A 20761-nucleotide genomic window follows, 5' to 3' on the forward strand; every position below is an offset into this window, starting at 1 on the left:
TCACCCGTTCGTACTGCACAGTCTGGGCCGGGATCCAAAGGAGCGCTCGTTCACCAATGGTGTTGCTCGAATGAGCGTCCTCGGCCAGCTACATCTCAATGCCATCTTATTGCCAGCCTCAAACCCTCGTGGCCTTTGCAGTAAATTTTTGGCCTTCCGCGCTATATCAATGGAAAAAATGTTAGCGGAAGATTTCGGCAAAGGGAGATTTGTCACTTCTGCTGGAAGTGCATGAGCTAATAATAACAGGTGCCCTATGTCCATAAGACTCTATCGTCGTCTTCTTCGTCTGGTCTCTTACACCTATGTCCACTCCGAGTTTGCGGGTGGCCAAGTATAGGTGTGCCGTAAGTTTTTCGAATGATTTGTTCGTATCTGCCATAAAAACAACATAGAGAATGGTCATGAAAAAAACGCTGTTGAGCCTCGTTGTGGGCGCTGGAATTAGTTATGGTGCACAGGCTCAAGCCCTATCCCTAAGCGAGAATTTTGACCTGATTGGTTCTGTGGGGGCGTTATCAGAATACTCAATGCGCGGCGTTTCCTATACGCAGCGTAAACCTGCAGTTCAGGCTACCGCTACTTTGGCACACTCCAGTGGGCTCTACGCCGGGGTTTGGAGTTCCAACGTCGATATCAATGGTATTGATGCTCGCTACGAAGCCGATTATTTCGCAGGTTACACCCACCCGTTCACCGACCAGGTTGGGATAGATGTGGGGTATATCAAGTATACCTTCCCAAAGGGATCGATTCTGAATGCAACCGAGACCTATGCAGTGTTGACTGCTTATGGCTTTAAGCTCGGTAGCTACTACTCAGACGACTACTACGGTGATCAAACCTATCTGTACAACTACATCGGCTATGGCGTTAAGGATTTGCCCTATGGCATAGGCTTGGATGTTCGTTATGGTGTCGCGGATTACAAAGACCCTAGTTTCTTCTCTTCGAACGGTAATGCTAAGAATTCCTATCGAGAGTGGGAGGCTAAGGTCAGCAAAAACTGGTTAACCCTGGACTGGTCTGCGAGCTACGTCGATACCAACTTATCGGAAACCGAGTGCCTTGGGTTTCAGGGCGACAAAGAGTCCTGCTCGGCACGGATCGTATTGGGTGTTAGCAAAAGCTTCTAACTTTTTCGATTCTCACCATTCAGCCAGGCAGCCGCCTGGCTTTTTTTGGCGTCTGCACAAGCGTCCCTGTCACCGTTCGTCGCTCAGCTTTTGTTAAGACGACGGTCGTGTTAAAAAGGGTTCTAGATAAAGCCCAGCTGGCTCCGTGCCGGCTAAACGACCCTACAAAAAAGCTAAGAAGGCCGGTTACATGAGACTAAACGAGATTCTCACCACGCTGATGCACTCGCTTGCCGCTCGCGGCGCTGCTGCTGGGTAGCGTTCACGCGACGGATGCCATCCTTGCTAGGAGACATGGGCGGCGCCTTGGCCCCTGGCTGTTTCTGAACATTCTCGAGATCAAGCGCATGAGTGGCTGGAAAAGTTGTTCACTGACATCCCTTCATCACATCAGGCAGCTCGTAGCCCAGGTCAAAGCATCCGGCCGAGAGCCGGAATCGGCCCTCGAAGGTAGCGAGATCACTCTAGACTTGCTGGATGATCTCACCAGGAAGATCAAAATCGTTGATGAGTACGTGGTGTATCGCAACGTCAATGCGATGTTCCCTCACCGAAATGTCACGCTCGAAATAGGATTGAATGCTCGGGTATCCATTTATGGCTTGCTTGGGTATGCGATGTTAACGGCACCTACCTTGAGAGATGCGCTGAACGTAGCAGCTGAGTTTCCTGCATTGATCGCCAACGGATTCAGCATGGCGGTGGATGAGCACCATGGACGGGCACGGGTAATCTTTAGTGGGTACTCAGGCGCGCACGACCTCAAGGTCTCTTACGCCGAGCTAGCGATATCTTCCTTCAAACGTAGCTGCAGTGACATCTTGGGCAGGGAGCTGGCTCTAGACGAAGTGACGTTTGAAGGAAGCGTAGTGCCAAGCCATTCAGCCCGATGCCAGGAGCATTTAGGGTGCAAGGTAGCTTACGCTCAGCCTAGAAATATGATGGCTTTTGACTTGGCCTTGCTCGACTTGAGCCTTCCCATGCGAGACCCTGTCTCGCATTTTGAAATCATTGAGGCCTGTCGCAGGCAGAACCGTGAGTATGCCGCTGAAAGAGAGTGGTTACAGCGGGTTAAGCTAATTTTAGAGCGCGACTTGCAGAGTCCTGCACCGCTTGAGGATGTTGCTCATCAGATGCATTGTTCAGCTCGCACGTTGAGACGTCAGTTGGGAGTCTTCAAGACCAGCTATCGCCAACTCCTCGATGAAGTGAGGTTCGAAAGGGCCAAAATCATGCTCAAGGACGGTAAGCTGGCCACTGATCAAATCGCTGAAACGCTGGGATTCTGCGACGGCGCGGGGTTCCGTCGGGCGTTTCAGAGGTGGAGCGGGTTAGCGCCTGGCGCCTACAAGGCGTGATTGCATACTCTTACTGGCATGGCAGAAGCCGTTGATTTTCAGCGGGTGAGCCTTCATCCTTGCCATCAATAGAACTAGGATTTGTACGGTTATTGCTGACATGCCCAAAATCGTTGATCACGAAGTACGAAAGGCCGAGATTACCAAGGCGGTATTACGCTCCATTGGTAAGGAGGGTCTTGCTAATGTAACGATTAGGGGTATCGCCCGGGAAGGTGGTTTCAGCAGCGGGACGCTTGCTCATTATTTCAATAGTAAAGAAGAACTGATCAATTTCGCGTTTGACGAAATTTCAAAAAAAGCTTTCCTGCGGATCGAGAACCGTGTAGCTGAATATCAGACCGCGCTGGAAAAAATTCGCGCAGTCATTGAAGAGCTGACTCCTCAAGTCAGTGATGAACACGATGCTGTGATTTCTGTTTCGTTTTGGGCGGCTGCGCGCCAGGATGAAAAGCTACGTCGCAAGTTCCATGATGTCTACGAGAACTTCAGAAGCCATCTGAGGGATTACATTGGGGAAGGCCTCAGTAGTGGAGAGCTGGGGATTGAGGGCCAGCTAGATGACGAAATCGACTTCATCGTTGCCGTTACCGATGGCCTGCTCGTTTCCTTCCTGCTTGATCCAGACCGTTTTCCTGCTCAGCGTAGCCAATGGTTAGTAACTGCGGCCATGAGCCGTTTAACTTATGCCGCACCCATGATCAGGGGTGCAAGCGTCGCTATGGAAAGTTGAACGAGGTAGCGATACGCCTTGTTCAATGTTTCTCCACCTGGAACCTAACGCAAAAAAAGCCCCGCTTTACGCGGGGCAAAGCGCGTAATCTAAGGTTCAAACCATCTGGGTGCTGTACCACTTTTCTGTATCGTCCAGAGCACGAGCGAACCGTTCCACAATATCCAGGGTCTGTTTTTCACTTGTGACTAGTGGTGGACAGAAAGCAATCGCGTCACCGATATTTCTAGTGATGACGCCATGGTGCTGTGCCCGTTGAGCCAGGTAAGCACCGACACTGCCAGGGGATGCAAAACGCGCCTTGGTGGCCTTGTCAGATACGAGCTCGACGGCTGCAATCAGGCCTTGACCTCTAACTTCGCCTACCAATGGGTGCTTATGAAATGCTCCAAGCTTTTCATTCAGCAGGGCGCCTATCTCGGCAGCTCGTGCTACGAGATTGTCTTCCTGAATAATCCGAATGTTCTCGAGAGAAACAGCGGAGGCCACAGGGTGTCCTGTAGCGGTGAAGCCATGTCCCAAAGTACCGATCTGATGAGACTGGTCTGCAATGGGTTCAAAAATGCTCTCGTTGATCAGCACGGCCGCAATGGGCTGATAACTTGATGACAGCTGCTTGGAGACCAGCATCGCGTCCGGGTAGATATCGAATGTATCGCAACCAAACATAGAGCCGGTACGCCCAAATCCGCAGATAACCTCATCTGCGATCAAAAGGATGTCGTACTTCCTGCAGACGGCCTGAATCTTTTGCCAATACGTCCGAGGAGGAACCAGTACGCCGCCCGCGCCCATGAGAGGCTCACCGAAGAACGCTGCAATGGTATCTGCACCCTCTTTGAGAATGAGGGCCTCGAGCTCCTGCGCCAAGCGATCGGCGTACTGCTCTTCCGTTTCACCCTGTTTACCGAAACGGTAGAAGTGGGGGCAGCTGACGTGAAGCACTGGCCCCAACGGGAGATCGAATCCCCTGTGGTTGTTTGGCAGTCCCGTCAGGCTCGCACTCATGACAGTGACGCCGTGATAGGCATTAAGCCTACTGATGAGCTTTTTCTTAAGAGGCTTTCCCAGCGCATTGTTTCGGTACCAGATGAGCTTGACGACTGTATCGTTCGCTTCCGAACCTGAGTTGGTGAAGAAAACCTTGCTCATCGGCACCGGTGCCAGCTCCAGGAGCTTGCTGGCCAGCTTGGTGCTTGGCGCATGGGCCTTACGATTGAATATATGGTAGAAGGGCAGGGTGCGAAGCTGCGCCTCGGCCGCTGCGACCAATCGTTCTTCGCTGAACCCAAGAGCCACGCTCCAGAGTCCAGACATGGCTTCGATGTATTCCTTACCTTCCGAGTCGTAGACGTAGATACCTTGGCCACGTTCAATCATCAAAGGCCCAAGCGCTTGATGTTGCCGTGCATCGGTATACGGATGTAGAACGCTGGTCACGTCTGCATCGCCAAGTGCGCAAGATGTGTTGGTCATGGTAAGCGCTCGCGAAGCGCCGGGGCAGTTGTACCTCGGCGCACAAATAGCTCAGTTGAAGGGGAGCGGAGGAGTAGCTAGCCCTTCCAGATTCATCAAGACTTCTGCGCCGCCATCGACGATGAGGTCAGTCCCGTTGATCCAGAATCCCTTAGCATCAAGCATCAATAGGATGGCGCCGGCAATTTCGTCTGGATAAGCATCACGGCCTCCAGCCTGCTCCTTCAAGTTTTGCAGCAGCTCGTCACCCATGGTGTCGTAGAAGGCCGCAAGAATCGGCGTGCAAACAGCTCCTGGGCTCACCGAGTTCACACGCACTCCACGGTGACGTTGGTGACTGGCTACCAACATGGTGTAAAGGATGACCAGTTCTTTGGTGAAGTCGTAGGTAGCAACCGCATCCATGTGAAGTTCTTGGAAGCTTGCCAAGCACTGATGCCAGTCCCCCAGGGTCAGGAGACGCTCACAAATCGATTTGTGATTTCTCCAGCCGGCTCCAGCTGTAGATGCGACATTGACCACAGATGCTCTGTCAGCGAGCTTGGGCAGCAACAGGTTGGTCAGATAGCGAAGTCCGAGGAAATTAACCTTGAAGACCACATCGGCTGGCAGGCTACCTGGCACGCCGGCAATGTTGGCAAGGCCATCGATCGGCTGCTTGATTTGAAGGACAGCTTCGTCGATGGATGCTGGATTTGACAGGTCACACAGGATGAACTGACTGCAGCTATCGCTCGCAGGCTTTATGTCCAAACCGATGACGAATGCCCCTGCGTTCATTAATGCAAGCGCAGTCGCTTGGCCAACACCCGAAGAAACACCGGTGACTACAATTCGTTTGTCATGGAACGACATGTCGGTATTCCTTAGGCGGCCTTGAAGCGAATGGGGAGAGAAGCGATACCGTTGATGAACCGCGACGGGATCATTTCGGGTGCTCCGGCCAACTCGATGTCCTTGAATTGCTTCAGGGTTTCAGCGAGCAGGAAGGGCAGCTCCAGGCGAGCCAGGTGCGCCCCCAGGCAGGTGTGACGTCCGCCACCACCGAAGCCCAGATGTGGGTTGGGCGAGCGCAGTACGTTGAAGTCATTCGGGTTCTCGAATTTAGCCGCATCGCGGTTGGCCGAGTTGAACCACATCACTACCTTGTCGCCTGCGGCGATGCGTTGGCCATGGATCTCGGTATCGCGCGAGGCGGTACGGCGCATGTGCATGACCGGAGTGACCCAGCGCACAAGCTCTTCAAAACCGCTGACTGCCACACCCGCGGGGTCGTTAGCCCAGATCTTCATCTGCTCTGGGTACTCGAGGAAGCACTTCATCGCATGAGCCCCGACCGTGCCGGTCGTTTCCATGCCGGCGGTAACCAGCAACTGGAAGAAATAGCCGGCCTCGACATCGTCCAGCTTCTTCCCTTCGACTTCAGTGGCAAGGATCATCGAGAGGATGTCATCACCTGGGTTCTTGCGCTTTTCGGCAGCCAGGCACCGACCGTAGTCGTTCAGCTCGGCGAAAGCGCCAGTAATCGCTTCGATGGCGTTAGTGCCCAGTACATCGCCAGCGAGTGCGGTGACGGTCAGCTCGTGCAGGCGACGACGGTTTTCCTTCGGCGCCCCGAGGAAGTCACAGACCACTTCAACGGGGAAAGCTTGAGCGACATCTTTGGCATAATCACATTCGCCGCGATCTTTCACGCTGGCAACAACCGATGCGGCATATTCCTTCGCCACTTCGGACATCTTGGTAACGCCCTGAGGTGAGAAGGCGCGGGCCACGACTTGACGCAGCTTGAAGTGGCGCGGGGCGTCCATGTTGAGGAACCAGCCTTCCTGGAGTGCTTCCTCGACACTCTGGTCACCGACAATGGTGCCCTCGCCGCTGATGAAGGTTTTAGCATCACCACTCACTGCAGTGATGTCATCGTATCGGACGACCGACCAGAACCCTTTGCAACCGTATTCCGGAGAGCCTTCGGGAAATTCGTGCCAGCTCAGCGGTTTGTGCTCGCGCAGTGCTGCGAAGGCCTCGTCGCGATCCGGGCGCTTCCAAAATTCCATATCAGCCAGGTTGACGCTGTCTACATCGATGCGGCTCATGAGTCTGTACCCACAATTTTGGTTGTTCTTAGACGTTGTGATATTTGACGCCGGGAAGGACGCACAGCATTTCAAACAGCAGGTTTGCGCCCAGTAGAGAGGTGTTCCCAGAGCTGTCGTAGGGGGGGGAGATCTCCACCACGTCAGCGCCGATGACGTTCAAGCCTTTACAGCCGCGAATGATCTGTTGACCCTGGTACGCAGTCAGACCACCGACTTCCGGCGTCCCGGTTCCGGGTGCGACAGAGGGATCGAGGCCATCAATGTCGAACGAAATGTAGAGTTTGGTGTTGCCGATCTTTTCGCGGATTGACGCCATCAGCGGCGCCAGCGAAACCCCTTGACACTCATCAGAAGTGACTACAGTGAAGCCTTTGCTGCGGGACCAATTGAAGTCGTCTGGCGAGTAACCGGTGCCGCGCAGACCGATCTGGAAGGTCAGGTCTGGATTGATCAGTCCATCTTCATAAGCGCGGCGGAAGGTTGTGCCATGGGCGATCTTTTCCCCGAACATGTGTTCGCCAACGTCTGCATGCGCGTCGATGTGGATCAGCGCGACAGGGCCGTGTTTCTTGGCAATCGACTGCAGGATCGGATAGGTGATGGTGTGGTCACCGCCCAGAGTCAAGGGCACAACGTCGTTCTGCAGGATGACGTCATAGGCCTCTTTGATCCGGCGCACGGCGTCAGGCAGGTTGAAGGTGTTAATGGCGACATCGCCAATGTCCGCCACTTGCAAGCTTTCAAACGGCGCAGCCCCGGTTGCCAGGTTGAATGGACGTAGCAGGCACGACTCAGCGCGGATGCTGCGTGGCCCCATTCGGGTGCCGGAGCGGTTTGAGACGCCGATGTCGAGCGGGACGCCGACGAAGCAGGCATCCAGACCGGCAGTTGTTTTGGCTTCAGGCAGGCGCATCATGGTAGGAATGCCGCCGAAGCGTGGCATTTGATTGCCACCCAGAGGTTGATTGAAAGTCATGGTGCTGTCTCCTTTGAAGGGGGTACCTAGTCAGCTCTGCTGACTAGGAACGCGAATCACCAGGCCTTCCATCTCCGATGTGATACGGAGCTGGCAGGAAAGGCGACTGGAGGCATCTGGCTCAAAGGCGTACTCAAGCATGTCGCTCTCCATCACCTCGGCGGCCTGAAGCTTTTCTTTCCACTCATCAGAGATGTAGACGTGGCAGGTCGCGCAAGCGCATGCACCGCCGCAATCCGCATCAATGCCTTTAACCATGTTGTTGACTGCCGCTTCCATCACGGTGCCGCCAACTTTTGCGTCGACGTGAACGGAGGAACCATCAGGCTGCACGAAAGTAATTTTGACCATTTTTATTATCTCGACTTGGCTGGGGGTTTAGGCCTTCAGGGCGCCGGCCAGGCGGGAAAGTCCTGTTTCCAAAACGTCGTCACTGATAGTCAGTGGCGCAGACACGCGAATCGTGTTGCCGTAGTAACCGCACGGCAGAAGCAGCAGGCCGAGTTCTTTGGCCTTGGTTGCAACACGTTTGGTAGCGTCGGCATCAGGGGTATGAGTGCCTGGTTCGGTGACGATTTCGAATGCGACCATTGCGCCCAGACCACGGATGTCACCCAGCGGCAGGACGCCGCCAGTACCTTTCAGATCGGCCAGGAACGATTGAATTTTCCCGCCGATGACATTGGCGCGTGCCAGCAGGCCTTCACTCTCGATCACATCCAGCACCGCATTTGCGGCAGCACATGCAAGTGGGTTGCCGGCAAAGGTGCCGCCCAGGAAGCCTGGCGGTGGTGCATCAATCACTTCGCTACGGCCGATCAGGCCAGAGAGAGGCAAGCCGCCGCCCATGGCCTTACCAATGGCGATCAAATCGGGTTGCACGCCGGCGTGCTCGGTGGCGAAAAACTTGCCAGTGCGGCCGAAGCCCGATTGCACTTCGTCCACGACAAAGCAGATACCGTGATCGTCGCAAATCTTGCGTAAGGCTTGCATGAAGGCAGGAGATGCTTGGTAGAAGCCGCCTTCACCTTGCACTGGCTCAATGACGATGGCCGCGACCTGATCAGGGGCGATGGTCGCGCGGAACAGATGATCCAGTGCCTTCAGGCTTGCCTGTTCGGTGGTGCCATGATGCTCGATTGGAAACGGCACCTGGTACACACCCGCTTGAGAGGGAGTGACGCCGGTACGTAACGGTTGCACTTTACCGGTCATGGCCAAAGCGAGTTGAGTCCGCCCGTGGAAGGAGCCGGTAAAGGTCACGACGCCTTGGCGCCCGGTGTAATACCGTGCCACCTTTACAGCATTCTCAGTCGCTTCTGCACCGGTGGTAAACAGGGTGGCTTTGGCGTCAGAGATAGGCGCCAGTTCGATCAGGCGTTCGCACAGGCGCACGTAGGGCTCACATGAGAGCACTGGGAAGCCGATATGTGCATAGTCGTTCAACTGCGCGGCGATGGCCTCCACAACCTTCGGGTGGAGGTTTCCGGTGTTGTTAACGGCGATGCCCGATGCGAAGTCCACGTAGTGGTTGCCCTCGACATCCCAAATTTCACTGCCTGCAGCTTTTTTAACGAAAACAGGAAGGGCAGTTGCGGCGCCACGCGGTAGAGCCTTGTCGCGGCGCGCCAGAAGATCTTTATTGTTCATGTTCACACTTCTCAGTTCAGGACGTCAGAGCGCCAGACCATCATTTTTTCAACCTGCATTTCGTGCATGGTGTAGGGGATGCCACCTACGCCGTGGCCGGAGTGACGGGCGCCGGCGAAAGGCATCCAGTCAACGCGGAACAGGGTGTTTTCATTGACCATCACGGCAGTGCCATCGAGGTGCTTGTAGCAGTGCAAGGCGGTGTCCAGGTTCTGGGTGAAAACAGCGGCCTGGAAGGAGAAGTCGAGCGAATTCGCCGCGGCCAGCGCCTGGTCGATATCGTCGAAGCTGGAAACGCAGATGACTGGGCCGAAGACCTCTTTACGCATCACGTTGGAGTCGTCGGCTGGGTTCAGCAAGACGGTCGGTGCATAGCAGCTGTCGCTGATTTTTTTGCCGCCGCAGATCAGCTCAGCGCCTTGAGCAATCGCTTCTTGAACCCACTGATGAATGCGGTCGTTTTCCTGATGCGAAATGATCGGCCCAATGTCGGTGGTTTCGAGGACTGGGTTCCCTACAGTCATCTTCTCGGCAGCTGCGGCCAGGCGCTCGGCGACTTCACGCGAGACTCGACGGTCTGCGAATACGCGTTGAACCGAGACACATGCCTGGCCGGCGTGCCAGAAACCGCCGCGAGCTAGGCGAGGGATAGCCATTGGAAGGTCTGCGTCATGGGCAACGATGACTGGCGCAACGCCGCCGTGTTCCAGTGCGCAGCGGGTGCCCGGAGCAAGCTTGGAACGCAGCATCCAGCCCACTGCAGCAGAACCGATGAACGAGAAGAACCCAACGCGAGGGTCAGCCACGAGCTTGCCAACTTGCTCATTGGTACCTGGCAGCACGATCTGCGCCCACTCTTTTGGCAGACCCGCTTCGTGGAGAATTTCAATGAAGGCGTAACCGCTCAAAGGCGTCTTGGCGGCTGGCTTGATGATCACCGGAGCACCAACTGCGACAGCGGGGGCTGCCTGGTGAACAACCAGGTTAAACGGGTGGTTGAATGCGCTCACGCCCACAACTACACCGATGGGCTCAGGTTGAGTGAAAGCGATACGACCGGCCGAGGTGGCATTCAAGTCCATCGGGATCACAGAGCCAGCCTTGGTACGAATTTCCTCAACACAGATGTGCAGGCAATCAACACCGCGATCCACCTCGATCAGGGCGTCTTTGAGGGGCTTGCCGCATTCCTGTGCTACCAGGCGGGCAAGCTCCTCGCGGCGACCGGTAATGATGGTGGCCGCTTTCTTCAGAATTTCGATGCGCTGGGCCTTCTTCAACCAACCTTTACGATCCCGATACAGAGCATGGGCAGTAGCCAGCGCCTGCTCGATCTGTTGATCAGTCGAAACAGGCAGCTCTGCCAGCAGGGCACCGTCGAAAGGCGCATTGATTTTGATTGTTTGAGTCATGAGGCTCTTCCAGTTGTCGGGTAGAGGTGCATTAGCCGGCGAGTAGCGACTTCAACTCTACGGTTGAATCACAGACCCGGACGGGCGAGGGGCTGGCACCGGTGGTAATCAGCTTGCGGGCCACCATGTGGTCACCCGCAGAGTTGATGCTTTCAACCGCAATCAACTTGCCTTCGCGATAGTGGAAGACGCTGAACTTCTTCTCGTCCGGCGACCCGCGAACGACCAACTCATCAGTGCCCAAGGGCAAACCGACGGTCTGCAGCTTGATGTCCCCCTGATCCGACCAGAACCATGGCGCTGCGCGGTAAGCGCAGGCGGTGCCGAGAATGCTGGCAGCGGCGACCTTCGCTTGATCGATGGCGTTCTGTACCGACTCGAGTCGGAACCTGCCATTGGCGAAAGGATTGGGGTGATTGGTGCAGTCGCCCGCTGAGACAATGTCGGCATCTGAGGTGACGGCGAACTCGTCCACCAGGATCCCGTTGTCACAATCGAGGCCCGCGTGTTCCGCAAGCTCCACGTTGGGGAGGGCGCCGACACCGACCAAGATGAGGTCACATGGAATCTGCTGACCATTGTGTAGCGATACGCTGGTAGCTCGCTCAACGCCTTCAATCCGCTCGATACGAGCATCGGTGATGATCCGAACCCCGATGCTTTCGTGGTAAGCCTTGAAGAAGTCGGAGCTTACGGTGGAAACGGCCCGACCCATCAGGCGAGGCGCGTACTCGAGGACGGTTACAGTTTTGCCCAGGCCCGCTGCACACGCGGCCACTTCCAGCCCAATGAACCCACCGCCGATAATGACGATGCTCTGACGCTGCTGAATGTCATCGCGCAGATCAGCTGCATGCAGGAACGAGCGCAGAGCGTGAACGCCTGGCAGGTTGGCGCCAGGGAGATCCAGCGGACGTGGTCGGGTACCAGTGGTGATGGCCAGCTTGTCGTAGCTCAACTCTCTACCACTGGCTGTCACAACGATCTTGGCCGCGCGGTCTATTCGCTCAACCTTGTCACCCTTGATCAATTCGATGCGATTGTCTGCATAGAAGTTGTCTGGTCGCAGCTGAATCGAGGTCTCATCAGCCAGGTGCTTAAGGTATGCCTTCGACAGTGGTGGGCGTTGGTAAGGGATGTTGTTCTCGTCACCGATGATAGTCACAGAACCCTCGTAACCACCTTGGCGGAGTGAGGCTGCGACCTGGAAACCGGCTTGGCCGGCACCGATGATGACTACTCTATCGAGACTCATGGCGCACCCCTCTCAATACTTGATCCAGGTGGTTTTCAGGGACGAGTATTTTTCGAACGCATGGAGGGAGTTATCGCGACCGTTGCCCGACTGTTTCACCCCGCCGAATGGCACTAGCGGGGAGATCATGTCCACGGTATTAACGGTCACTGTCCCCGCTTTCAGAGCTTCAGCGACACGGTGAGCGCGAGAGAGATTGGAAGTGAATACTGAGGCCATCAGACCGTAGATCGAGTCGTTCGCGATCTCGATGGCTTCTGCTTCGGTCTGGAATTTGATGATGCTCAACACTGGGCCAAAGATTTCCTCTTTGGCGATACGCATTTCGTTGGTCACGCCCGTGAAAATGGTGGGACGGATGAAGTTGGAGCTTCCGTTAATCACAACCTGCTCACCGCCATAGGCCAAGGTTGCTTCAGCCTTACCCGCTTCTACATAACGCATGACGCGCTGGGTGTGGATGTCCTCGACCATAGCGCCCATCAACGCATTAGGATCCAGCGGGTCGGCCGGCTCGTAGCTTTCGGCGTACTTGATGACCTTGGCGACGAAATCGTCGTGGATGCTTTCCTCTACCAGCAAACGGGTTGGGGAGGAGCAGACTTCACCTTGGTTGTAGAAGACGCGGGCAGCGAGGTCGGCGGCTTGTTCCAGGTTTTCGGTATCGGCGAACACGATGTTCGGGCTCTTTCCACCGCATTCCAGCCAAACCAGCTTCATGTTGGATTCTGCGGAATACTTGAGGAAGTACTTGCCAACCTCGGTCGAGCCGGTGAAGGCCAAGCAGGCTACGTCCATGTGCAGGCCGAGCGGAGCGCCTACGGTTTCACCAAACCCAGTCACTACGTTGAATACGCCGTCTGGCACGCCCGCAGCTTTAACCAGTTCCGCAAGCTTGATAGCGGTGAGGGAAGACTGCTCAGCAGGCTTGAGCACTACCGAGTTGCCCATTGCCAGAGCAGGGACACATTTCCAAATGGCCATGTCCAGCGGAAAGTTCCACGGAACCACGCAGGCGACAACACCAAGCGCTTCGCGACGGATCAGTGCCAGGTCACCTTGAGCAGTCGGCGCTACTTCGTCGTACAGCTTATCGACGGCTTCAGCTACCCACTGTACGTAACCTCCCAGCTCTGGCATTTCATAGCTGTAAGACACCTCGACTGGCTTCCCCATGTCGAGAGACTCGAGAACGGAAAGCTCCTCCATATTTTCCTGGATGAGCGCGGCCAATTTGAGCAAAACGTTTTTACGTTCGGTAGGGGAGCGTTTAGCCCAGACACCGCTCTCAAAGCGTTGCTTTGCAACCGAAACCGCCAGATCAACGTCTGCCCGGTCGCACTCGGCGATCTGGGCAATTTCTTTCCCCGTTGCAGGATTGATGCAAGGGAAGGTTCTACCTGAGATCGAGTCGACGTACTTCCCATCGATGAAGGCCCTCCCTTCAGGTTTCAGGCTAGCAACTTTGGTTTGCCAAAACTCAATAGAGCGATTCATCGACTCAGTACCTCCGGTTTTTTGTAGGTGCTCCACCATGGTTTCCTGTCTGTTACGAAGAGCGCAGGCAGGGAGGGAGCGTTTTGAAATCTTTATAGCACGACAGTTGTGTTAAAAAAAGACCTTTGGTCTGCACGACTACGTGTCAGACCTTGAATTGCGACATGAGGGCCTGTTGACGAGTGGCCAAGGCATTCAGTGAATGGCTGACTTGGGCGGATTCATCTGCTTGAGATGTGAGGGATTCGGTCACCTGACGCACGTTTGCGACATTTCGACTGATCTCTTCAGCCACCGAACTCTGTTCTTCCGCCGCCGCCGCAATCTGCAGATTCATGTCGTTGATAACTCGTACCGCGTCGCTGATCCTGCTCAGGGCGGCGAGGGCGAGGGTGGATTGCTCGGCAGTGTCCTGAACGTCTGTGTGACTCTTGCCAATAGCATTCACCACCATCCGGGTTCCGGCTTGCAGGTTTTCAATGACGTCGCGTATTTGCTCGACAGATTCTTGAGTCCGGCGCGCTAGGCTTCGAACCTCGTCAGCGACAACCGCGAATCCTCGGCCTGCGTCACCCGCACGTGCCGCCTCAATCGCGGCATTCAGAGCGAGCAGGTTGGTCTGTTCAGCTATTGACTTGATGACATCCAGCACGGAGCCAATCTGTTCGCTGCGTTGAGAGAGACTCTCTACCTGGGACATGGCCTGATTCATCTCATTTGCCAAGTAGGCGATTCGCTCCGAAGTAGAATTGATAACATCGAGGCCGGCCCTGGCAGCGGATTCTGCGTCTTGGGCGGCGGTTGCTGCTTGAGATGCACTCCGGGCTACGTCCTGGGCGGTGGTACTCATCTCGTGGGAAGCTGTAGCGACCTGATCGATTTCCCGGTACTGGTGCTGCATGCCGTCGCTGGTACTCGTAGCAATATTCGCTGACCGATGCGCCGTGTCTTGAGCTTCTAGGACAGATGATTTCACCTGCGCCACAATTGGCTGCAGTTTGTCTAAAAAGGTGTTGAACCAAGATGAGAGCTCACCTAACTCGTCGTTGGATCGTTTCGGCAGCCGCTGCGTCAAGTCGCCTTCACCTGTAGCAATGTCCCTAAGCAGTGAGGACACATATCCGATAGGGTGCGTCACCTTGCGAGCTGTGAAGCCCATAAGCAGAAGACCCACCAGTACCGCAGCAAGGCCGCCTAGGAAATTGTTTCGCTGGCTGGTTGTGGCTTGCTGATCCAGCTGTCCCTCCAACACCCTCGACGGTTCGAAAAGCATTGATGTAGGGATTTCGATAACGACCAACCACGGTTGGCTTTCTGGGATCGGCGAAAATCGGCTCACTATGCGGAGTGACTGCCCTGCACGGCTGACAACAGCTTCGTCGGTCTTGAGTCCAGCCATGATCGCCTCCGAATTTTCGCCGAACGCTTCTGAGACCGGCCTGCTTAATAGTTCGGAATTTGCACTGTGAGCGGCTAACAGGCCGCCCGGGCTGATGATGGTGATCTCGGCCTGGCCGTTGAAAATGGTTTCAGCCCCTTCGGTGGCAAGCTCCTGCAGTCGCTGGAGGCCAATGTCCATACCCAGAACCGCAACAGGCTTGCCATTTTCAAGCATGGGGAAGGTGATGGAGGTAATCAGATTTTTTTGGCTGCCCAGCTCTTCAATGTAAGGGTTGAGCATGCAGGGCTTGAGGGTGGTGAGAGGGCAGGTGTACCAGGCGTTAAAAGGGCTGCCGTCAAGCATCGGCGAAGTGTCGCTCATGGCTTCCTCAGCGGTTTGGAGCTGAGACACCTCCCCGTTGCGCCGAGTCCAGTAGCTACTGAAGCGTCCACTGTCGATGCTGCCTACATCCGCACGGTTGAGAAAACTGGCGTCATTTCCGTCAAGCGTATTGCGCCCATAAACGGCATAGATACTTAAAATTGAGTTATTGCCCGCGAGTGACTTTTTGGTCTGCTCATGCAGCAGGCTACGAAGCTGCTCATTGTTGAGGGAGTATTGCATCGCATCAACTTTGTATTGCGCTAATTGATTGGCAAGACCATTTCCGTACAGGAAAGCTCTGATAAAGTATGCTTGGATTTTGAGCGACTGATTCTCACTGTAGGCCTTCATCCGCTCAATAGCTGCTTCGTCAGCTAGCGTCAGGGTTTTTTCTTTGACAAATGCGATGCTTTTTTTTGACTGAGAAAAATTGATGGTAGAGAGAACCGCCACTACAGTGAGCAGGCTCAATCCTGCAAGTATCACGATTTTGTTTTTAATTGATATCTGCACGGGCACACCAAATTGCCATTGACGTTTGCCGCTGCGAAGGCCGCAGGAGAGCCCTAATTTTGCCTTAGGTGTCAACAATGAAATATGGCCGAATAGGTCACAAAGATACCCCTTCGGCCAATGTGGTGCTGTAGTCTTGACGGTAGACTATTTTGATAGCAAAAAAGGATTATCTCACGGAGTGTTTCTCATGAAATATTACACAAAAATAATTGTATCGTGGTGGTTCGAGCAGCTTGCCCAAAGTGATCTAGAGCTGCAGCGACTCAGTCGAACTTCTGACTCAAACCTACTTGCTTTTCTCACTAGACTTTGATGCCCGCTTTGCATCACTAGGTCTTGCCGCGCCAGGCGATAGCCCATGGATCAAGCATCCGCTTACTACGATCAGGAGGCATATTGCCCACCCGATCCACTCATTTTGTATTTCCAATTCCGTCTCCTTTGGGGGGCGGCGCGCCTGTATTGGCGCGCCGGTGGTTTTCAGTGACCGGAGGTCAGTTTAAGCCCAACGATACAGGCAACAATTCCTAGGGCAAACATGATCCGGATCAAAGTGCTAGGCTCACCAAACCAAATCATACCGATAGCAACTGTTCCAAGTGCGCCAATACCTGTCCACACTGCGTAGGCAGTACCAAGGGGGATTGTGCGTGCGGCTACCTCCAGGAAGAACATGCTGAGTCCTATGCAAATTATAAAGGCCAGCGTCCATGGAATGTTTTTAAAGCCTTCGGTGTAGCGCATGCATGTTGTGAAGCCTACTTCAAAAATGCCACCGAGTATCAAATAAAGCCATGCCATTTGAAATACCTCTAGTTAGGAGTCAATATTTTCGGTAGAGGGAGTGGAGGAGTTAGATTCACGCTTCACTCCAGTTAATAGTCTTGCTGCCCTGCCTCGAGTGAACCATGCCCAAGACCAGTGTAGATAAACGGAAGCTCGACTGCGAAAATCTATAAGCAACATTAGGTGGACTAGAGACCATGCTAACCAGCCGACAAAACCCTTGAATCGGAGCTTGCCAAAGTCCGCAACGGCGTGAGAACGACCGATAACTGCCATGGATCCCCAATTTTTGTACACAAACTCCTCCGGCTCCCTGCGCCCATTAGCTCGGTTTAACAATAGCTTGCCGACAAACCGGCCTTGTTGCTTCGCCACTGGGGCAAGCCCGGGTAGTCGCATGCCCATCCCTGAATCGAAACTCGAGACATCACCGATGGCGAAGATGTCAGGTTGGCCAATTACGGAGCAGTTCTTGGCGACCCGCACCCCGAGATTCCGGTCGGCACTGGCTCCAACCCACATTGCAGCAGGCCTGGCTTGAGTGCCTGCACACCAGATTACGTTGCGGCTGCTGATCCGCATCTCACCTAAATTGATTCCGCCCTGGTCAATTGTAGTGACCGGTGAACTTAGCCGAACCTCTACACCGAGCTTCTCCAATGCTTTGACTGCGTAATTTGAGAGATGCTTCGGAAACGAGGAGAGGATTGCGGGCCCCGCCTCAATCAGTAAGATCTTGACCATCATGGGATCGAGATTTCTGAAGTCTTTTGCAAGGGCAGAGCGGGCAAGCTCAGCGATTGCTCCGGCCATTTCAACACCCGTTGGCCCGCCGCCTACTACAACAAAGGTCAATAGGGCTTCTACTTCGCTAGGCGAGACGTTGCGCTCAGCTCTTTCCAGGCTTGCCAGCAGTCCCTCTCGAATCGTCAGCGCATCCTCGAGCGTTTTCAGGGTCGGCGCATGTCTTGCCCATTCATCATTCCCAAAGAACGAATAATCAGCCCCCGTGGCCAGCACGAGATAATCATAAGGAAGATTCTTCCGGGATCGTGTCATCACCAGCTTATGGGTTGTATCGACTCCAATGACCTCATCCATGATGACTTGAACGTTAGGCCCCTGTACCAGCGCGCGAGCAGCCGATGCAATGTCTGCTGGCGAAAGAGTGGCGGTGGCCACCTGGTATAGAAGAGGTTGGAAGAGGTGATGATTGCTTCGATCCACCAAGGTCACTTCCACATCTGTGCCTGCCAATGCCTTGGCTGTCGCCAAGCCTCCAAACCCAGCGCCCACGATGACTACACGTTTCGTTCTACCCATCTGTTTTGCACCTCGTTGGGGCCTCGATTTGCGTCAAGCGCAGGCACGCGTCTGTCACGTATCATTGCTTGGCACTAGCCTGTGCCTTGTAAAAATAGCAATATAATCGTATTCGTATTTTAGGAAGTCAACCGCCATGGGTCGTAGAAAGACAATTGATAGGGATGAGGTCTTACGCCTCGCGGAGCAGTTGGTTGCACAGAATGGGGTGTCTGCGCTTACCATCGATTCGGTTGCTAAGGCGGCTGGGATAACCAAGGGTGGTGTGCAATCCTGCTTCAAAAACAAGGAGATGCTGATCGATGCCATGCTGAAGCGTTGGGGCAAGAGTTATGATGAATCGGTAGAGGCGATTGCTGGTTCTGACCCTGCGCCAATGGCCAGGGTGGATGCCCATATCGAATCTACTCGCATAGCTGACCAGGCCTCACTGGGCAAGGCGGCAGGACTAATGGCAGCGCTTATTGATACTCCAGATCACTTAGGATGGATCCGCGATTGGTATCAAGCCCGGTTGGAGGGGATAGACCTCAAGACCGAGGAAGGACGGCGGGCACGGTTGGCGTTTCTAGCCACTGAAGGCGCGTTCTTCCTCAGGTTCTTCGGGTTTATGGAGATCGACGACGAATCCTGGCTGGAGCTTTTTTCCGACATCTGGTCAATCAATCATCAAGCGATCGAGAAGCCATGATGCTGCTGGGCCCAAGGGATGTTTACGAGACCATACTGCGTCCACCGGTACAGTCTTGGGCCAACCAGGCGTCACGATTTCCTGAAGGCGCGAGCTTCCGTATGCCACCACCAGAGCCTTAGGAAGAATTGCCCATCCAAAACCCAGAGCGGCCATCTCTAGCAAGGTTAAATAGTCTGGTGCTGACCAAAATTTCAGGGAGGAAATTGCAAAATTTTCATCTTCATCGTCCCAGCGTGCGACGCTGCTCAAGCGGAGCATTCTGTGCCCAATGAGGTCTTGATGCGTCGGACTTCCTCGTTCCAGCAGCTCATGTCCATGGCGGACGAAAATGCCAAATTCAGACGGATGATTAAGGCGGCAATTCGCTACCTCTGCAGGATAGTCAGGCTGGGCTGCTAGCAATCCGAGTTGACCTCTCCCTTGGAGGATGTGATTCAGAACGTCTCTTCTTTCGGCTATCAAGCATTCAAATTGGAGGTCTGGATAACGAGCATCCAACTCGGACAGCCGCGTTGCATATTGCTGGTGCTGGTATAAATCAGAGAGAACCAAGGTCAGCTTGAATTCCTTGCCGCTTGTCATCGAGTTGGCCTGCAAACGGAAGCAGTCAGCAGCGTGAAGCGCCTCTTTGGCGTATCGGATCAGAGCTACACCTGCAGGCGTCGGGGTTAACGATCGCGTTCCCCTCACGAAAACCTCTGTATTGAGATCGATCTCAAGCCGGGAGATTAATTCACTGATTGTCGACTGGCTCTTGCCTAGGTGCCTCGCTGCTGCGCTGAAGGATCCGCAGGATGCAGAGTGAATGAGCGCCTCTAGGGTTTCGTTTGAGTAATACATATCGGTCAGGCCGATGGCAGCCAACTGGAACGAAAATTGTCCAGGGGTATCATTGGATCATCCTTAATTGTTGTGGAAGGCTGAGTTATGGCAGAGAATCTGATCGAGCGGAGTATCCAAGAGCGTGTGGCCCATGCATTAATTTTTGAGGTTTGTGCAATATTAAGCTTTACTCCAATCATCAGCTGGGTTACAGGAAAGCCGCTCCTTGATATTGGTGTCCTGACGCTCGTCATTTCGACTGTGGCTATATTGTGGAACATGCTTTATAACTACCTCTTTGACGGGCTTCAAAACCATTTACGTTTCAAGCGTGGATTGTGGGTGCGAGTGATGCACGCTGTGATGTTTGAGTTTGGTTTAATCTTTTTTGTGGTTCCGATGGCCGCCTGGTGGCTGTCTATCTCACTTGTCGAAGCATTTTGGTTGGATATAGGTATTTTGCTTCTATTTCTTCCATATACCATGCTGTTTAACTACGCGTATGACAAAGTGCGAGTGAGGTTGTTCGAGTCGGCGGATCGCTCCTGTCAACTTGAGCAATAGGACTCGGCAGCCCGGGGTAGGGCTGCCGTATCGATTTGTTAGAGGAGAGTTGGGTGAGTGAAAATCGTGTCACCTAAGCCTTCAAGTTCGGCGCACGCTCGGGATGCTCTGCGATTCTCCAACCCCTTCAACATCGAATGCAGAGCAGGGTAGTTAGTGCTTGGAATGTGGGCTGGGTGAGTCGCGTCGAAGCCATTCATCCAACGCATCAATAGACCCAGGTAATAGCATATTGCCGATGGTGTCTCGTGTTGAAACCACGAAGGTTGGTCTTGTGTGACCATGGCGTTCACAATGCTCAAGGCTTGTTGCACCTGGTTTCGAGCGTTCTGCATCGTGGCGTCAGTGCTATCTGAGCTCGATACCCGCTCAGGATGGAATAGGGAAAGAATGTGGCTGTGGATCGAATTGTTAATGAACAGCAGCCAGCGCAGGTACGCGGCGCGATCTGGAGATTTCGCTGCCGGGGCAACGCCTGGATGCTGGTCGGATAACCACAGCAGAATTGCCACGGTCTCACACATGTCACCGACCGGTGTACTAAAAGCCGGGATCAATCCGAGCGGGCTCATTTTCCGAAATTCGGGCGTATCACGTTGCTCGGCCAATGAGGCTACATACGGGATCTGGAATTCTTCCAGAGTCAGCCGAACTGCAAGCGAGGCCCAGTCAGGAACGAAGTGTAATGTGTACATGAGT

General features: G+C 54.3%; 19 protein-coding genes and 1 pseudogene. 5 read left to right on the forward strand and 15 right to left on the reverse strand.

Annotated elements, in window-relative coordinates:
* The first annotated feature begins 404 nt into the window (after window positions 1–404).
* The 3 genes from ACNQPL_RS01255 (at window position 405) to ACNQPL_RS01265 (ending at window position 3227) form a co-directional block, all read left to right on the forward strand.
* Entirely contained in the window at window positions 405–1136 is a 732-nt protein-coding gene (locus ACNQPL_RS01255; RefSeq protein WP_416465421.1) for a TorF family putative porin, read from the forward strand.
* A gap of 347 nt (window positions 1137–1483) precedes the next feature.
* On the forward strand, window positions 1484–2494 hold the full coding sequence (locus ACNQPL_RS01260) for an AraC family transcriptional regulator ligand-binding domain-containing protein (RefSeq protein WP_416465423.1): 1011 nt from the start codon (window positions 1484–1486) through the stop codon (window positions 2492–2494).
* 100 nt (window positions 2495–2594) lie between these two features.
* A complete protein-coding gene (locus ACNQPL_RS01265; protein WP_416465425.1) occupies window positions 2595–3227 on the forward strand; it encodes a TetR/AcrR family transcriptional regulator in 633 nt (210 codons plus the stop codon).
* A 96-nt stretch (window positions 3228–3323) separates the two neighbouring features.
* Here the strand turns inward: ACNQPL_RS01265 and ACNQPL_RS01270 are convergent, their stop codons facing one another.
* The 13 genes and pseudogenes from ACNQPL_RS01270 to ACNQPL_RS01330 form a co-directional block, all read right to left on the reverse strand.
* The gene (locus ACNQPL_RS01270) at window positions 3324–4703 is read right to left on the reverse strand and encodes an aspartate aminotransferase family protein (RefSeq protein ID WP_416465427.1); all 1380 of its coding nucleotides are present in this window, start codon (window positions 4701–4703) and stop codon (window positions 3324–3326) included.
* 51 nt (window positions 4704–4754) lie between these two features.
* Entirely contained in the window at window positions 4755–5558 is an 804-nt protein-coding gene (locus ACNQPL_RS01275) for a coniferyl-alcohol dehydrogenase (protein ID WP_416465429.1), read from the reverse strand.
* A gap of 11 nt (window positions 5559–5569) precedes the next feature.
* Window positions 5570–6799: a cytochrome P450 gene (locus ACNQPL_RS01280; protein ID WP_416465431.1), complete on the reverse strand. Its 1230-nt coding sequence runs from the start codon at window positions 6797–6799 to the stop codon at window positions 5570–5572.
* Between the two features lie 28 nt (window positions 6800–6827).
* Window positions 6828–7778, reverse strand: coding sequence for an agmatinase (gene speB / locus ACNQPL_RS01285; RefSeq protein ID WP_101320434.1), 951 nt, complete (start codon window positions 7776–7778; stop codon window positions 6828–6830).
* Window positions 7779–7808: 30 nt separating this feature from the next.
* Window positions 7809–8129, reverse strand: a complete 321-nt coding sequence (locus ACNQPL_RS01290; protein ID WP_101320432.1) for a 2Fe-2S iron-sulfur cluster-binding protein — start codon at window positions 8127–8129, stop codon at window positions 7809–7811.
* 27 nt (window positions 8130–8156) lie between these two features.
* Window positions 8157–9428, reverse strand: coding sequence for a 4-aminobutyrate--2-oxoglutarate transaminase (gene gabT, locus ACNQPL_RS01295; RefSeq protein WP_416465433.1), 1272 nt, complete (start codon window positions 9426–9428; stop codon window positions 8157–8159).
* Window positions 9429–9439: 11 nt separating this feature from the next.
* Entirely contained in the window at window positions 9440–10840 is a 1401-nt protein-coding gene (locus ACNQPL_RS01300; protein ID WP_416465435.1) for an aldehyde dehydrogenase family protein, read from the reverse strand.
* A 31-nt stretch (window positions 10841–10871) separates the two neighbouring features.
* Window positions 10872–12095: an NAD(P)/FAD-dependent oxidoreductase gene (locus ACNQPL_RS01305; protein WP_416465437.1), complete on the reverse strand. Its 1224-nt coding sequence runs from the start codon at window positions 12093–12095 to the stop codon at window positions 10872–10874.
* A gap of 12 nt (window positions 12096–12107) precedes the next feature.
* Window positions 12108–13592 (reverse strand): aldehyde dehydrogenase, encoded by a 1485-nt coding sequence (locus ACNQPL_RS01310; RefSeq protein WP_416465439.1) that lies wholly within the window; start codon window positions 13590–13592, stop codon window positions 12108–12110.
* A gap of 145 nt (window positions 13593–13737) precedes the next feature.
* Window positions 13738–14493: a methyl-accepting chemotaxis protein gene (locus ACNQPL_RS01315; RefSeq protein WP_416465523.1), complete on the reverse strand. Its 756-nt coding sequence runs from the start codon at window positions 14491–14493 to the stop codon at window positions 13738–13740.
* A 102-nt stretch (window positions 14494–14595) separates the two neighbouring features.
* A pseudogene (locus tag ACNQPL_RS01320) lies at window positions 14596–15708 on the reverse strand (HAMP domain-containing protein); the annotation flags it as partial.
* Between the two features lie 645 nt (window positions 15709–16353).
* Window positions 16354–16674, reverse strand: a complete 321-nt coding sequence (locus ACNQPL_RS01325) for a DMT family transporter (protein WP_416465441.1) — start codon at window positions 16672–16674, stop codon at window positions 16354–16356.
* Window positions 16675–16689: 15 nt separating this feature from the next.
* Entirely contained in the window at window positions 16690–17982 is a 1293-nt protein-coding gene (locus ACNQPL_RS01330) for an NAD(P)/FAD-dependent oxidoreductase (RefSeq protein WP_416465443.1), read from the reverse strand.
* A gap of 136 nt (window positions 17983–18118) precedes the next feature.
* On the opposite strand from ACNQPL_RS01330, the gene ACNQPL_RS01335 reads away from it, so the two are divergent.
* The gene (locus ACNQPL_RS01335; protein WP_416465445.1) at window positions 18119–18673 is read left to right on the forward strand and encodes a TetR family transcriptional regulator; all 555 of its coding nucleotides are present in this window, start codon (window positions 18119–18121) and stop codon (window positions 18671–18673) included.
* Here the strand turns inward: ACNQPL_RS01335 and ACNQPL_RS01340 are convergent.
* Complete coding sequence (locus tag ACNQPL_RS01340; RefSeq protein WP_416465447.1) at window positions 18641–19540, reverse strand: LysR family transcriptional regulator; 900 nt, start codon at window positions 19538–19540, stop codon at window positions 18641–18643. The genes ACNQPL_RS01335 and ACNQPL_RS01340 overlap by 33 nt on opposite strands.
* A gap of 63 nt (window positions 19541–19603) precedes the next feature.
* On the opposite strand from ACNQPL_RS01340, the gene ACNQPL_RS01345 reads away from it, so the two are divergent.
* On the forward strand, window positions 19604–20062 hold the full coding sequence (locus ACNQPL_RS01345) for a multidrug/biocide efflux PACE transporter (protein ID WP_416465449.1): 459 nt from the start codon (window positions 19604–19606) through the stop codon (window positions 20060–20062).
* A 38-nt stretch (window positions 20063–20100) separates the two neighbouring features.
* On the opposite strand, the gene ACNQPL_RS01350 is transcribed toward ACNQPL_RS01345, so the two are convergent.
* Window positions 20101–20757, reverse strand: coding sequence for a glutathione S-transferase family protein (locus ACNQPL_RS01350; RefSeq protein WP_416465451.1), 657 nt, complete (start codon window positions 20755–20757; stop codon window positions 20101–20103).
* Window positions 20758–20761: the final 4 nt, after the last annotated feature.

It is taken from the genome of Pseudomonas sp. LFS044 (assembly GCF_047978245.1).
Lineage (GTDB): Bacteria > Pseudomonadota > Gammaproteobacteria > Pseudomonadales > Pseudomonadaceae > Aquipseudomonas.